Here is a 13721-nt window from a genome sequence, read left to right as displayed (position 1 = left end):
CGACGGCGGCGAGCGCACCGGGCAGTTCCCGCCCGCTCGGCGTCTTCTCCTCGAGCACGGTGGTGGAACCGACGAGTCCGACCGCCACCACCGCGCCGAGACCGGCGTCGATCGGTACGACGGGCACCCCGCCGGTCCCGAGCGCCCGCCGGAGCGCGTGCGCCATGTGGTCGACCTGGCCGCCACCGCCGCACCCCAACAGCGCAGTGCCGCGCGCGAGGTCGTCGACGTCGTCGGCTCGGAGGCCCGTCACGGCTCCGTCACGCTGCTCGCCCTGGTGCACACCAGCGATCCTCGCGCATCGGCGCTGCTCAGCGCGCCCCCACCGGGGTGCGCTCGTGCAGCTGCTCGACCGGGACGAACTCGTCGTCCAGGCCGAAGCACGACGGGCCGAAGACCGCGAGGGCCTCCGGTGTGCGCATCAGGTCGGGCGTCGAGACCCCGATCACCCGGACACGCTGCCCGTAGCGCAGCCGCTCCGTGGTGATCGGTTCCGCGGTCTCCGCGTCGAGCACGCAGATCAGGTCCGGCACGACGGCGACCAGTCGGCCGTCCCGCCGCGCGACGAGGTTCTCGTTCTGGAAGGCGATCTCCAGCTCGGAGCCGTCGGCACCCTGCACGACCGCGCGTCCCTTCGCGAACCCGTCGACCGTGCGGCGCTCGACGTCGACGACCTTGCCGTCGAAGAGCTCGCGCAGGTGCGTGTAGATCGTCTGCCCGAAGGCCTCGGCGAGCCCCTCGACGGGATCGCGGTGCTCCTCACGTGCCCGGCGGATCGCGCGTCCGACCGACAGCGCCAACGACAGGGTCCTCGGTACCGCGGTAGCGCGGACCTGGCTGCCGGTCATCGCGTACTCGGCGATGTACGCGACGCCGCCGAGCCGGATCGTCACGCCGCGGGCGAGCCACTCCATCTGCCGGTTGTCGTGCCCGGTGTCGATCACGACGCCGTGCCCGTTCTCGTCGCTGATCGCGAGCGGGGACCCCGGCACCCCGTAGACCGAGAACGTCTCCATCTGCAGTTCGGGGAACGCACGGCCCATGCCGTCCGCGTCGACGACGGGCAGACCACCGGTCGCGCCGACGAGCAGCGGGATCATCGAGTTGATGCCGCCGCACTCGATGGGCATCGTCGCGGTGGCGGTCCGGCCGAGGTGCGCCTCGAGCCGCCGGAGGGCGCCGAGCGGCTCCGGGCCGGCGGGCAGCCGTTCGAGCACCACGGTCGGGGCGCCCATCTGCGCGGTGGGGATGACGAGGGCGTCGTCCGGCACCTCGGGCGGGTCGAGGACCGTCACCGGGCCGTGCTCCTCGATCGCCGCCTTGACGAGCAGCATCCCGATGAGCGGGTCGCCCCCGCCGCCGGTGCCGAGCAGTGCGGCGCCGCGGGCGAGGTCGGGCAGGTCGTCGACGTCGATGGTCCAGCTCATGCGTGTTCTCCCTCGCTGACGGTGCCGTCGTGGCGGACCGCCGGGGTGTCGTAGCCGAAGTACCGGGGTCCGGCGAGCGCGAGGCCCGCCGGGGTGTGCCAGCGCGGGTCGGCCGGGGCGGTGACGATCCGGACGCGCGCGCCGAACCGCAGTCCCTCGGTGGTGATCGGTTCGCCGGTCTCGGCGTCCAGGGTGACGATCAGGTCGGGGGTGGTGGTACAGACCGACCCGGCCACCTCGACCAGCAGATGCTCGTTCTGGAACCGGAGCACGGCCTCCAGGCCGGTGTCGCCGCCGGATCCTGCGATCCGGGCGGTCCCGCGGGCGAAGCCGGTGACGGTCTTCCGTTCGACGTCGGCGACCTTGCCCTCGAACACGACGGTCCCGCCGAGCACTGCGGTGACGGCGGCGACCGGGTCCTCGTTCGCGGCACGGGCATCGACGAGGGCTTCGCCGATCGCGACGCTCAGCGACAGGCTGCCGCGGACGTACGACTGCTTGAGCTCGGCGCCGGACATCGCGTACTGCGCGGTGATCGCGGAGCACCCCATCTCCACCGTCGCCGTGCGGGCGAGCCGTTCCGCCCAGCGGTTGTCGACGGTGGTGAAGACGGCGGTGTTGCCCTTCTCGTCGGCGAGTGCCATCGGCGTGGCGCTGATGCCGGACAGGGTCGGCAGGACCATCTGCACCTCGGGGAAGGCACGGCCCATGCCGTCGCCGTCGACGAGCGGCAGGCCGAGCTCGGCCGCGGCGACGATCGGGCTGGTCGAGTTGACGCCGCCGACCTCGATGCACGCGACGTGCGTCGGGGTGACGCCGAGGTGGGTGGCCAGGCTGCGGATCGCCTCGGCGAACTGTGCGCCGGACGGCAGCTTCTCGACCATGACGGTCGGTGCGCCGATCATCGCGACGTTGAGCACGACGGCGTCGTCGGGCAGGTCCTCGACCTGGACGACCGGCACCGGGCCGTGCTCGCGGACCGCGGCCTCGGCGAGCAGGCGGCCGATGTACGGGTCACCGCCGCCGCCGGTGCCGAGGACGGCGGCACCGCGGGCGAGGGCGGAGCAGTCCTCGCCGATCTCGGTGATCGGGCGGACGGTGGGCATCGTCGGACGCGTGTCCGCACCCGGCGCCGTGACCGTCGCGGTCATCGGACCAGCGCCCCGAGCGCGAGGTCACCGACGGCCTTGGCGCGGATGCGCGTGGCGTTGCCGGGCAGGTACGGGATCGGGACCTCGTCGAAGTCCACGATCGCGACGCTGGACGGGTCCGCGCCGGCGGCGACGGCCCGGTCGACCGCTTCCTGCCGGGCCTCGTCGACCACGGCGGAGCGCTTGCCGTCGCTGATGGCGTAGACCTTGTCGACCTCGCCCGAGACCTGGGCGATCGCGGCGCCGATGGCGTTGGCCACGGAGTAGTGCTCGGGCCGGTGCACGGTGCCGAGTCCGGGCAGGGTGTCCGGCAGCAGCACGGAGCCGCCGCCGACGGCGACCACCGGGAGCGGGTCCGACGAGGTGCGCATGCGCTCCACGACGTCGGCGACGCGCTCGGCGATCACCGCGAGGGCTCGCTCGGCGACCTCGGCCGGCACCCCGGCGACACGCGAGGCGTCCCCGATCGCACCCCGACCGCCGCGGACGGCCACGTCGGTCGCGGTCAGGGTGTCGCCACCGAAGACGAGCCCCTCCTCGGTGAGCCGGTAGCCGACCGAGTCCGGTCCGACCAGGGCGCCGTCCGCGCGGACGCGGGAGCCACCCCCGATGCCGATCGACAGCACGTCGGGCATCCGGAAGTTCGTGCGGATGCCGGCGACGGCGACCTCGCCGGTGGCCTCGCGCGGGAACCCACCGGTCAGCACGCCGACGTCGCTCGTGGTGCCGCCGACGTCGACGACCGCGCAGGTGTCGAAGCCGGACAGCACGGCCGCGCCGCGCATCGAGTTCGTCGGTCCGGAGGCGAAGGTGGCGACCGGGTACCGACGGGCGTACTCGACGTCCATGAGCGTGCCGTCGTTCTGGCTGAGGAACAGGGGCGCGTCGATGCCGCTGCCGGCGACGGAACCGGACAGCCCGTCGACGATGCGCTCGGCGAGCTCACGCAGCGCGGCGTTGATGATCGTGGCGTTCTCGCGCTCGAGCAGGCCGATCCGGCCGATCTCGCTCGAGAGCGAGAACGCGACGTCCGGGCCGAGCTCGGCGGCCATGATCTCCTGTGCCCGCTGCTCGAACTCGTCGTTGATCGGCGAGAACACCGACGAGATCGCGATCGAGCGGATGCCGGCGGCGCCGATCGCCTCGGCGTGCCGCTTCAGCTCGTCCGGGTCGAGCTCCGAGATGACCCGGCCGTCGAACTCGTGGCCGCCGTGTGCCAGGAAGGCCCGACCCTGCACGGCACCGACCAGGTGCTCGGGCCAGTCGGTGAACGGCGGCAGGGATGCGGTCGCCGGCAGGCCGAGGCGGACGGCCGCGGTGGGGGCGAGCCCGCGGGCCTCGATGAGTGCGTTGATGAAGTGCGTGGTGCCGATCATCACGCCGTCGATGTCCGCCGAGGTGAAGTCGCGCTGCTCGCGCAGGCCGGCCAGTGCGGCGACGATCCCGGAGGTGACGTCCTGGCTGGTCGACCGCTTCACGGCCGCGGCGACCGTGCTGCCGTCCATCAGGACGGCGTCCGTGTTCGTGCCGCCGACGTCGATGCCGATGCGCATGGGGTTCCCTTCGGGGTGGTGCGTGCTGGTGGTGCGTGCTGGTGGTGCGTGCTCGAGTGGTGCTGGAGCGGGGGGCGGGCCGACCGTGCCGTGTCCGGATCAGGGAGCCGCGGCACGGTCGGCGGCCAGGTGGCGGTCGGCGAGGGAGCTGCCGACCGCCGGCTTCAGGGCGCCGGTGCGGGTGCCGGAGCGGTCGCCGGGGCCTCGCTGGTCGTGCCGCCGTCGACCGCTGCCGGTGCCTGTTCGGTGCGGCTGATCCCGACCCCGCGGACCCAGCCGGCCTTGCCGGCGATCACGTAGAGCACGAAGGCGATGACGACCGAGTTGATCGACGGGATGCCGACGGCGACGAAGTACCCGACCAGTGCGGCGACCGCCCAGATGACGAGCGTCGCGGGGACCCAGGTCGGGCTCGTCGCCGGGAGGCCCTCGCTCTCGCTGAGCTCGCGGCGCCAGCGCTTCACGACGAAGTACTCGGCGACCATGATCCCGGCGATCGGCGGGAACACGACGCCCAGCACGATGAGGAACGGGGTGAAGGCGTCGAGGAACCCGACCGCGGCGAGCACCGACCCGACGACACCCAGCACGAGGGTGACGACGCCGCGGTTCACCTTGCGGCCGAACACCACGTCGATGAAGTTCGTGACGCCGAGGCTCGAGCTGTAGATGTTCCAGTCGTTGATCTTGAACGTGCCGAGCAGGATCACGAGGATGCCGACCCAGCCGACGCTCGACGTGATGACGCGGGTGATGTCGGACGACCCGACGGCGTGGGCGAGCAGGACACCCGCGAGCCCGATGACGTACTCCCCCAGGGTGACGCCGAGCGCGGTCTGCTTCACGACGTCGCCGACCGAGCGGTTGAAGCGCGTCATGTCCGGCGTGATGACGGCGCCGACGATGAAGCCGCCCGCCACGAGCGTGGTGCCGGCGACGAAGCTCAGCTCGGGGCCGGCCGGGGCCTTCGCGGCGAGCTCGGCGATCGAGTGCCGGCTCAGCTCGACCGTGACCGCCCAGCCGACCAGGATCAGGAACAGCGGCACCGTGATGTTCGCGAGCCACTGCATCGAGTGGAAGCCGCGGAGCACGATCGCGGTGACCAGCAGGCCGAACACGAGCGACCACGCCCATGCCGGCAGGACCGGCAGGATCGCGACGAGGCCGGCGGCGGAGACACCCGACTGGATGCCGAACCAGCCGATCAGGCTCAGGCCGATGGCAAGCCCGACCAGTGCCGAACCGGCCTTGCCGAACCCGGTCCACCGGGCGATGACGGACGTGTTGAGACCTTCGCGCATGCCGATGATGCCCACGAAGACCGACACGATCTCCAGGATCACGGCGCCGAGGGTGATGGCCCAGAACGCCTGCCAGAAGCCCATGCCGAAACCGAGCGTGGCGCCGAGCAGGAACTGGGACAGTGCGGAGATCTGTCCGAACCGCTGCACTGCGACCTGGAACCAGCCGTAGCGGGCGGAGGCGGGGACACGGGACAGGGAGTGGTCGTCGACGACGACCGACGGGGCTGGTGGTGCTGACGCTGCACTGGCCATCGGATGCTCCTGGGGGAAGGGGTGCCGGCCGGGGCGACCGGGTTGGAGCAACCGTAGTGACGGCACAGGAGCGAGAGAACGTGCAGGATGTCGTTTCGAGCACGTGAATCAGTGCACGGTGCACAGCGGCATGGCTGAGAGAGCGACGAGGGCCCGTCAGAGATCCGGGAACGACGAAGGCCCCGCCGCAGTGCGACGGGGCCTTCTCAGATGTGCGCTCGAAGGGACTCGAACCCCCAACCTTCTGATCCGTAGTCAGATGCTCTATCCATTGAGCTACGAGCGCATCCGGTCTTGCGACCGATGCTGGCCTTGCGGCCGTGGAAGACTCTACAACAGGTGCGGCGCGGAACGCCAATCGAGCCGCGCCGCACGGAGTCCTCGGCGTGTCGCGCGGCTCAGACCACGGTCGGCTCCTCGTCGAACACCTCGGCGAGGAACACCTGCAGCGCCTGCCACGAGCGACGGTCGGCGCGCTCCTGGTACTGCGCACCGTGGTCCGGCGCGTCGGTGCCCGGCACCGCGAACGCGTGCATCGCACCCGAGTAGGTCACCACCTGCCAGTCGACCGACGGCACGGCACGCATCTCGTCCTGCCACTCGGCGACCTTCGTGTCCGGCACCATCGGGTCCGCTCCCCCGGTGAGCACGAGGAGCTTCGCCCGGATCGCGGACGCGTCGGACGGCTCGTGCACGATCAGGCCGCCGTGGAACGACACCGCACCGACCAGGTCGACACCGGTGCGGGCGAGTTCGATCGCACCGGACCCGCCGAAGCAGTACCCCATCACGACGATGCGCGAGTGGTCGACGTCGGGGTCCTCGCGCAGCCGGTCGAGCCCGGCGGTCAGCCGTGCGCGGAACAGCGGCAGGTCCTGGTAGTACGAACCCGCGACCTCGCCGGCGGTGTCGTCGCCGGGACGGACGCCCTTGCCGTAGACGTCGGCGCCGAAGGCGACGTAGCCGAGGCGGGCGAGCATGGTCACCCGGGCCTCGACGTGCTCGTTGACGCCGTGCCAGTCGTGGATCACGAGGACCGCGGGTCGAGGGCCCGACACGGCGTGGTCCTTCGCCAGCACACCGAGGAGTGCGGTGCCCTCGTGGTCGTAGCGGACGGGTTCGACGCGGACGTCGGAGCCAGCGGGAGCGGGGACGGTGGACAGGACGTCGTCGGTGGTCTTCACGTCACCGGACGCTACGCCGCGCGACCGGCGGACGGACGGGAGGTGCGTGGCGGGCCCGCCACGCGCCTCCCGTCGGCCACCTGGCCAGCAGGCCGACGCGGCGTCAGCAGTCGATGTTGTCCCAGCTCTCAGGACCGGCCGAGCCGGCCGCGTACTCGTCGAGCGGCGCCTTCCCGTCGCGCCACGCCTGCAGGAACGGCTCGACGACCTTCCAGCCCTGTACAGCACTGTCGCCGCGCACCGACAGGGTCGCGTCCCCCTCGAGCACGCCGGCGAGGACCTCGCCGTAGGCGCTGAGCCGACCCGGGTTGAAGGTCACCGACAGGGCCGTGTGGTCGATCGTGTACGGGTCGCCCGGGCCGTTCACGTTGAGCTCGAGCTGCATCTCGTCGGGGGCGATCCAGATCCGCAGCTTGTCCGGCCGCTCGGCACCGGTCAGGCCGTTCGGCACGTGCGGCGAGTCCTTGAAGGTGATGACGATCTCGCGCCGCTGCTGCTCGAGCGCCTTGCCGGAGCGCAGTGTGAAGGGCACGCCGGCCCACCGCCAGTTCGCGACCTCGAGGGTCAGCTGCGCGAGGGTCTCGGTGCCGAGCGACGGGTCCACGCCGTCCTCGTCGACGTAGGACGGCAGTTCGCGGTCGCCGATCGTCCCCGCCGTGTACCGCGCTCGCTTGCCGGCGGCGACGACGTCCCCGCCCCACGGCCGTACGGCGCGGAGCACGAGCTCCTTCTGCGTACGGAGGTCGTCGGCGTCGATGGACGCCGGGGCCTCCATCGCGACGACGGCCATCACCTGCAGCAGGTGGCTCTGGATCATGTCGACCAGCGCACCGGCCTTGTCGTAGTAGCGCGCTCGGCCCTCCAGCCCGAGGGTCTCGTCGTAGACGATGTCGACGCGGTCGACGTGCGCCGACGAGAGCAGCGGCTCGATGATGCGGTTCGCGAAGCGCAGTCCGAGCAGGTTGAGGACCGTGGAGCGACCGAGGAAGTGGTCGACGCGGTGGATCCGCTCCTCGGGCAGGAACGAGTGCAACACGTCGTTGAGGTGCTCGGCGCTCTCGGCGTCGGTGCCGAACGGCTTCTCGAGCGCGAGGCGTGTGCCCGACGGCAGGTCGAGGCCCTTCAGGACGGCGCAGCTCTGCTCGGTCACGGCCGGCGGGAGCGCGAAGTAGATCGCCGGGTCGTGGTCGCACGCGTCGAGCAGTGCCTCGAGGTCGTCGGCGTCGGTGACGTCCGCCTTGCGGTAGGTCGAGGCCTCGATGACCTCGACGAGCCGCCTGCTGAGCTTCTCGCCGCCGTCGTGGGCGCCCTCGTCCTCCTCGTTCTTCGACGCCTGCGCGTTCTCGAACGACGTGCGCACCTGCGCCTTCCAGTCCGCGTCCGAGATGTCCTCGACCCCCGCCCCGACGAGCTGGACCTCCCAGTCGTCCTTGACCTCGAGGAGGGTGGCGAGACCGGGCAGCAGCAGGCGCTTGGACAGGTCGCCGCTGGCTCCGAGGATGAGCAGGCTGGTCTGGAGGCTCGACATGCCCCCGACGGTACTCACGCGTTCCGGCACGCGGCCGGGTTGCGTCGGTACGGTGGGGCGAGGCCGGCGCGAGGGAGCACCATGAGCAGTGGGTACGGAGGGCGGCGCATCCGCGTCGCCGTGGTCGGCACCGGGATGATCGCCGGGGTGCACGCCCGGGCTGCACGGGCCGCGGGCGCCGAGGTCGTCGGGGTGCTCGGGCGGACGCCGTCCCGCTCGGAGCAGGTCGCCGCACAGCTCGACGTGCCCCGCGGCTACGCGTCGCTCGACGAGGTGATCGCCGACGCCCCCGACGTCGTGCACGTCTGCACGCCGAACGACCAGCACCACCCGCAGTCGATGGCGGTGATCCGTGCCGGCATCAACGTCGTGTGCGAGAAGCCCCTCGCGATCAGCGCCGAGCAGGCCGCCGAGCTCGTGGCCGCCGCCGACGAGGCCGGCGTGGTCGCCACCGTGCCGTTCGTGTACCGCTACCACCCGGCGGTCCGCGAGATCCGGGGGCGCATCGCCGCCGGCGAGCTCGGACGACTGCTCGCCGTGCACGGCCACTACCTGCAGGACTGGATGCTCGACGAGGACGCCTCGAGCTGGCGCGTCGACGCGGGCGCCGGCGGGGTGTCCCGCGCGTTCGCAGACATCGGCTCGCACTGGTGCGACCTGGTCGAGTTCGTCACGGGAGAGCCGTTCCGGTCGGTGAGCGCGGCGACCGACATCGTCTACCCGACCCGCCCGGCGGCGTCCGGCCCGTCGTTCTCCGGCTCGCCGGACCCCGACCCGGTCGCCGACGCCGGGCGGCGGGACGAGGTGACGACCGAGGACACCGCGGTCGCCACCTTCCGCACGGCCGCCGGACGGATCGGCAACGTCGTCATCTCGCAGGTCGCGGCGGGACGGAAGAACCGGCTGTGGTTCGAGGTGGACGGCACCCTCGGTTCGGCGGCGTTCGACCAGGAGCAGCCCGAGACCGCGTGGTTCGGGAACGAGCGCGGCGCGCAGATCGTCGTCCGCGACCCGTCGCAGGGCGTGCCGGACCAGCGGCGCCTGGCGGTCGTGCCGGCCGGGCACCCGCAGGGGTACCTCGACGCCTTCGCGGCCTTCGTCGCCGACACCTACGCCGCGGTCCGTGCCGAGGGCGACCGGTCGGCCTGGCCCGAGGGACTCCCGACCTTCGCCGACGGCGCCCGGGCTGCGTCCGTGATCGAGACCGTCGTGGCCAGCGCCGCCGACGGCACCTGGCGCCCCATCCCTTGACCGTCCGCACCGGGACCTGAGCGCGTACAGGAACGGCCGAGCACGGTGGGTGCATGAGCACGACCGTGAGCGACTTCGTCATCGACCGCATCAAGGCATGGGGCGTCTCGCGCGTGTTCGGCTACCCGGGCGACGGGATCGGCGCGTTCGACGGGGCGCTCGGCAAGGCCGACGGCAGCGAACGCGAGCTCGAGTACGTCCGCCCGACGCACGAGGAGATCGCCGCGCTGATGGCGACCGCGCACGCGAAGTTCACCGGCGAGGTCGGGGTCTGCGTCGCGACCTCGAGCCCCGGCGCGTTCCACCTGCTCAACGGCCTGTACGACGCGCAGATGGACAACCAGCCGGTCGTCGCGATCGTCGGGCAGCAGGGCCTGGCATCGATCGGGTCGTTCACCCAGCAGGAGTCGAACCTCGAGCGTGTGTTCGCCGACGTCGCCTGCTACGTGGAGACCGTCGCCACGCCGGACGCGGTCGGCGTCGTGGTCGACACGGCGTTCCGCACCGCGATGCTCCGGAAGCAGCCGGCGGTCGTCGTGCTCCCCCACGACGTGCAGGCGATGGCGTACGAGGCCCCGGCCGCCGAGCACTGGGTGTCCCGGTCGAGCGACGTCGCCCCGTCGACCCGCATCGTCCCGCCGCAGGACCAGGTCGCCCGCTTCGCCGAGATCCTGAACGCCGGGGAGCGCGTGACGTTCCTGGTGGGCGCCGGTGCGCGCGGCGCCACGGACCTGGTGCTCGAGGCCGCCGAGAAGACCGGTGCGGGCATCATCACGGCGCTCCGCGGCAAGGACGTCGTGCCCTCCGACGTGCCGTACCACACGCAGCAGGTCGGGCTCCTCGGCTCGCGCCCGAGCCTGACGCAGATCAAGGAGTGCGACACGATCGTGCTCCTCGGCTCGAACTACCCCTACGGCGAGTACCTGCCGGCCTCCGGCCAGGCGCGCGGGGTGCAGGTCGACATCAAGCCCGAGCAGATGGGCCTGCGGTACCCGACGGAGCTCAACCTCTGGGGCGACGTCGGCGCGACGCTCGAGGCGGTCATGCCGCTGCTGCGGGACAAGCAGGACACTGCGTGGCAGGAGAAGCTCGCCGGCGAGATGCGCGAGTGGGAGGCGGAGATGCACCGCCAGGCCGAGGTCGCGTACGACGACGGCGTCAACCCGCGTCGCGTCATCCGCGCCGTGAACGAGCGGCTGCCGGAGGGCGTCACCGTCACCTGCGACGCCGGGACCACGGCCGACTGGTACGGCCACCACATCCGGCTCCGCCGCGGCATGCACGGCGACATGTCGGGCCGACTGGCGACGATGCTCGCCGCGATGCCGTACGCCGTCACCGCCAAGTTCGCCTTCCCGGACGCCCCGGCGGTCTGCACCATCGGCGACGGCGCCTTCCAGATGCTCGGCATGAACGAGCTCATCACCGTGAAGAAGTACATGGCCCAGTGGCCGAACCAGCAGCTCGTCATCGTCGTCATGCACAACGACGACCTCGGCCAGGTCTCGTGGGAGATGCGGACCGAGGACGGCAACCCGATGTGGTCCGGCTCACAGGACGTCGAGTCGATGGACTACGCCGGGTACGCGCGGCTGCTCGGCTTCGAGGGCATCGCGGTCCGCGCTGACGGCGAGGTCGAGGCGGCGGTCGAGCGGGCGTTCGCGAACCCGGGCGTGACGCTCATCGACGCCTACGTCAGCCGCAACGTGCCGCCGCTGCCGCCGCACATCACCGCCGAGTACGCCGTCAACACCGCGAAGAGCCTGCTCAAGGGCGACCCGGCGGAGCTCGGCGTCATCAAGGACTCGGCGAAGGCGATGGCGGCCGAGGCGGTCGAACGGGTCAAGGGCGCACTCGGGCGCGACTTACGCCGTGACTGCGTCGACGCCTGTCCCCCGAACGGGAGGAACGTCCCCCGTGGTGTGAACAACGCGTGACGTGTTGCGGCAACACCTGGCGCGTTGCCTGTGCGGTTTCGTAGGTTCGGCGCCGATGAACGCTCACACTCCCCCGCGTCGCCGGCGCCTGGCCGGGGCCGCCGCCCTGGTCGCCGCCGGCGTCCTCACCGCCCTGACAGTCCCGTCCGCCGCCCTCGCCGCCGAGGGCGACACGACGATCGACCTGTACAACGTCAACGACTTCCACGGCCGCATCGCGAAGTCGATCTCCCAGACCGACGGCAAGCCGACCCCGCGCGACGGCGACGCCGCCGGCGCGGCCACCCTCGCCGGAGCGCTCGAGCAGCTGCGCGGCGCCGACCCCTCGACGTCCGCCTTCGTCAGCTCCGGCGACAACATCGGTGGTTCGACCTTCGAGTCCTTCATCCAGGACGACCAGCCGACCATCGACGTCCTCAACCAGATGGACCTGTCGGTCAGCGCCATCGGCAACCACGAGCTCGACAAGGGCCAGGACGACCTGCGCGACCGCGTGATCGGCGGCCAGGGCGAGGGCGTCCGTGCGGCACAGTGGGACTACGTCTCCGCGAACATCCTCGACTCGACGACGGGCAAGCCCGCGTTCCAGCCGTACTCGATCCAGGAGATCAGCGGCAAGCGTGTCGGCTTCATCGGCGCGACGGTCGATCTGGTCGGCCAGGGCCTCGTCGCCCCGGACGGCATCGCGGGCCTCGAGATGGGCGACATCACGACCGAGGTGAACAAGGTCGCCGCCCAGCTCACCGACGGTGACACGGCGAACGACGAGGCCGACGTGCTCGTGCTGCTCGTGCACGACGGCGCGGAGTCGCCCACGCCGGTCACGCCGTCGTCCAGCACGGACTTCGCCCGCGCGGTCTACGGCGTCACCCCGAAGGTCTCGGCGATCCTCTCCGCGCACACCCACCAGACGTACGCGTACTCGGTCGTCCCGACCGGCGGCACCGTCGCCCGTCCGGTGATCCAGACCGGCTCGTACGGCTTCAACCTCGGCCACGTGCGACTCACGGTCGCCGCGGACGGTACCGTGACCGCAGCGGCGCCCGAGAACCTGCGCCTGGTCGACGGCACGTACACGCCGGACCCCGCCGTCCAGGCGACCGTCGACGCCGCCGTGAAGGAGGCCGACCGTCTCGGCGCCGTCGAGCTCGGCACGGTGGACCGTGACCTCGAGCGCGCCGTGCAGTCGCCGAACGCAGAAGGACTGCGCAGCGAGAACCGGGGCGGCGAGTCCACCCTCGGCAACTTCGTCGCCGAGGTCCAGCGCGACCAGACCCAGCGCCAGGGCTCGCAGATCGCCTTCATGAACCCGGGCGGCCTCCGCGCCGACATCGCCTCCGGTGCGGTCACCTACAAGGAGGCCGCGGTCGTCCAGCCGTTCGCGAACACGCTCGTCGTGCTCGACCTGACCGGCGACCAGGTCCGCCGCGCCCTCGAGCAGCAGTGGCAGCCGACCACCGCGAGCCGCCCGTTCCTCAAGCTCGGCGCCTCCGCCGGCTTCAGCTACACGTACGACCCGCTGGCCTCGGCCGGCGAGCGCATCACGAGCATGACGCTCGACGGCCAGCCGATCGAGGCCGACCGCACCTACAAGGTCACGGTGAACTCGTTCCTCGCGACCGGCGGCGACAACTTCGGCGCCTTCACGGAGGCAGCCGCCAAGCAGGACAGCGGCATGGTCGACCTCGAGGCGCAGGTCCAGTACTTCCGCGCGCACCCGACCGTCGCCGTCCAGGAGGACCAGCGGTCCGTCGGCGTCCGGGTCTCCGAGGCACCGACCGGCGGCTTCGGCCCCGGTGACGCCGTCCGCATCGACCTGTCGTCCCTGACCTTCAGCAACGCGGCCGACCAGGGCGGCACCGTCTCGGTCAGCGCCGGCGGTCAGGAGCTCGCGACCGCCGACGTCGACACCACGGTCGTGGACACCACCGACGAGCAGGGTCGCGCGACCCTCGAGTTCACCGTGCCGGGTGCGCCCGACGCGAACACGGAGCCGACCGCCCCGACGACCGCTGCCCGGGTCGCCGCCCTCGCCGCGCCGACCGCCACGACCGACGAGCCGCTCGTCCTCACCCTGCCGAACGGGCAGACCGTGACCCTCGCGGTCACGATCCCGGTCGAGGCGGCCGTCGAA

10 protein-coding genes and 1 tRNA gene are annotated in these 13721 nt (G+C 71.9%); 3 read left to right on the top strand and 8 right to left on the bottom strand.

Going from position 1 to position 13721, the window contains the following annotated elements; genetic code table 11:
• The 8 genes from D8M35_RS12475 to D8M35_RS12440 all read right to left on the bottom strand — a co-directional run.
• On the bottom strand, positions 1-283 hold a 283-nt coding region (locus D8M35_RS12475; protein WP_126892149.1), incomplete at its 3' end, for a DUF917 family protein.
• A gap of 28 nt (positions 284-311) precedes the next feature.
• A complete protein-coding gene (locus D8M35_RS12470) occupies positions 312-1427 on the bottom strand; it encodes a DUF917 domain-containing protein (protein ID WP_126892148.1) in 1116 nt (371 codons plus the stop codon).
• Positions 1424-2533 (bottom strand): DUF917 domain-containing protein, encoded by a 1110-nt coding sequence (locus D8M35_RS12465; protein ID WP_126892151.1) that lies wholly within the window; start codon positions 2531-2533, stop codon positions 1424-1426. Before D8M35_RS12465 ends, D8M35_RS12470 begins: the two co-directional genes overlap by 4 nt.
• Before the next feature lie 41 nt (positions 2534-2574).
• Entirely contained in the window at positions 2575-4131 is a 1557-nt protein-coding gene (locus D8M35_RS12460; RefSeq protein ID WP_126892147.1) for a hydantoinase/oxoprolinase N-terminal domain-containing protein, read from the bottom strand.
• A 164-nt stretch (positions 4132-4295) separates the two neighbouring features.
• Positions 4296-5687 (bottom strand): cytosine permease, encoded by a 1392-nt coding sequence (locus tag D8M35_RS12455; RefSeq protein WP_126892146.1) that lies wholly within the window; start codon positions 5685-5687, stop codon positions 4296-4298.
• Positions 5688-5900: 213 nt separating this feature from the next.
• Positions 5901-5973 (bottom strand) — tRNA-Arg (locus tag D8M35_RS12450).
• A gap of 112 nt (positions 5974-6085) precedes the next feature.
• The gene (locus tag D8M35_RS12445; RefSeq protein ID WP_126892145.1) at positions 6086-6871 is read right to left on the bottom strand and encodes a dienelactone hydrolase family protein; all 786 of its coding nucleotides are present in this window, start codon (positions 6869-6871) and stop codon (positions 6086-6088) included.
• Between the two features lie 103 nt (positions 6872-6974).
• Positions 6975-8399 (bottom strand): glucose-6-phosphate dehydrogenase, encoded by a 1425-nt coding sequence (locus D8M35_RS12440; RefSeq protein ID WP_126892144.1) that lies wholly within the window; start codon positions 8397-8399, stop codon positions 6975-6977.
• Positions 8400-8480: 81 nt separating this feature from the next.
• Between D8M35_RS12440 and D8M35_RS12435 the strand changes: the two genes are divergently transcribed.
• The 3 genes from D8M35_RS12435 to D8M35_RS12425 all read left to right on the top strand — a co-directional run.
• Positions 8481-9650 (top strand): Gfo/Idh/MocA family protein, encoded by a 1170-nt coding sequence (locus D8M35_RS12435; RefSeq protein ID WP_174234746.1) that lies wholly within the window; start codon positions 8481-8483, stop codon positions 9648-9650.
• Positions 9651-9703: 53 nt separating this feature from the next.
• A complete protein-coding gene (locus D8M35_RS12430) occupies positions 9704-11587 on the top strand; it encodes a thiamine pyrophosphate-requiring protein (RefSeq protein ID WP_126892143.1) in 1884 nt (627 codons plus the stop codon).
• 55 nt (positions 11588-11642) lie between these two features.
• A partial coding sequence (locus tag D8M35_RS12425) for a bifunctional UDP-sugar hydrolase/5'-nucleotidase (protein WP_148113368.1) occupies positions 11643-13721 on the top strand: 2079 nt, incomplete at its 3' end.

Source organism: Curtobacterium sp. HSID17257, from assembly GCF_003989515.1.
GTDB lineage: Bacteria > Actinomycetota > Actinomycetes > Actinomycetales > Microbacteriaceae > Curtobacterium.
The sequence above is the reverse complement of the archived record's forward strand: the minus strand, read 5'-3'. Positions and strand labels throughout refer to the sequence as shown.

Coding starts and splice junctions, on each gene's coding strand:
- D8M35_RS12470 (WP_126892148.1), bottom strand. CDS start 1,427: ATGAGCTGGACCATCGACGTCGACGACCTGCCCGACCTCGCCCGCGGC.
- D8M35_RS12465 (WP_126892151.1), bottom strand. CDS start 2,533: ATGCCCACCGTCCGCCCGATCACCGAGATCGGCGAGGACTGCTCCGCC.
- D8M35_RS12460 (WP_126892147.1), bottom strand. CDS start 4,131: ATGCGCATCGGCATCGACGTCGGCGGCACGAACACGGACGCCGTCCTG.
- D8M35_RS12455 (WP_126892146.1), bottom strand. CDS start 5,687: ATGGCCAGTGCAGCGTCAGCACCACCAGCCCCGTCGGTCGTCGTCGAC.
- D8M35_RS12440 (WP_126892144.1), bottom strand. CDS start 8,399: ATGTCGAGCCTCCAGACCAGCCTGCTCATCCTCGGAGCCAGCGGCGAC.
- D8M35_RS12435 (WP_174234746.1), top strand. CDS start 8,481: ATGAGCAGTGGGTACGGAGGGCGGCGCATCCGCGTCGCCGTGGTCGGC.
- D8M35_RS12430 (WP_126892143.1), top strand. CDS start 9,704: ATGAGCACGACCGTGAGCGACTTCGTCATCGACCGCATCAAGGCATGG.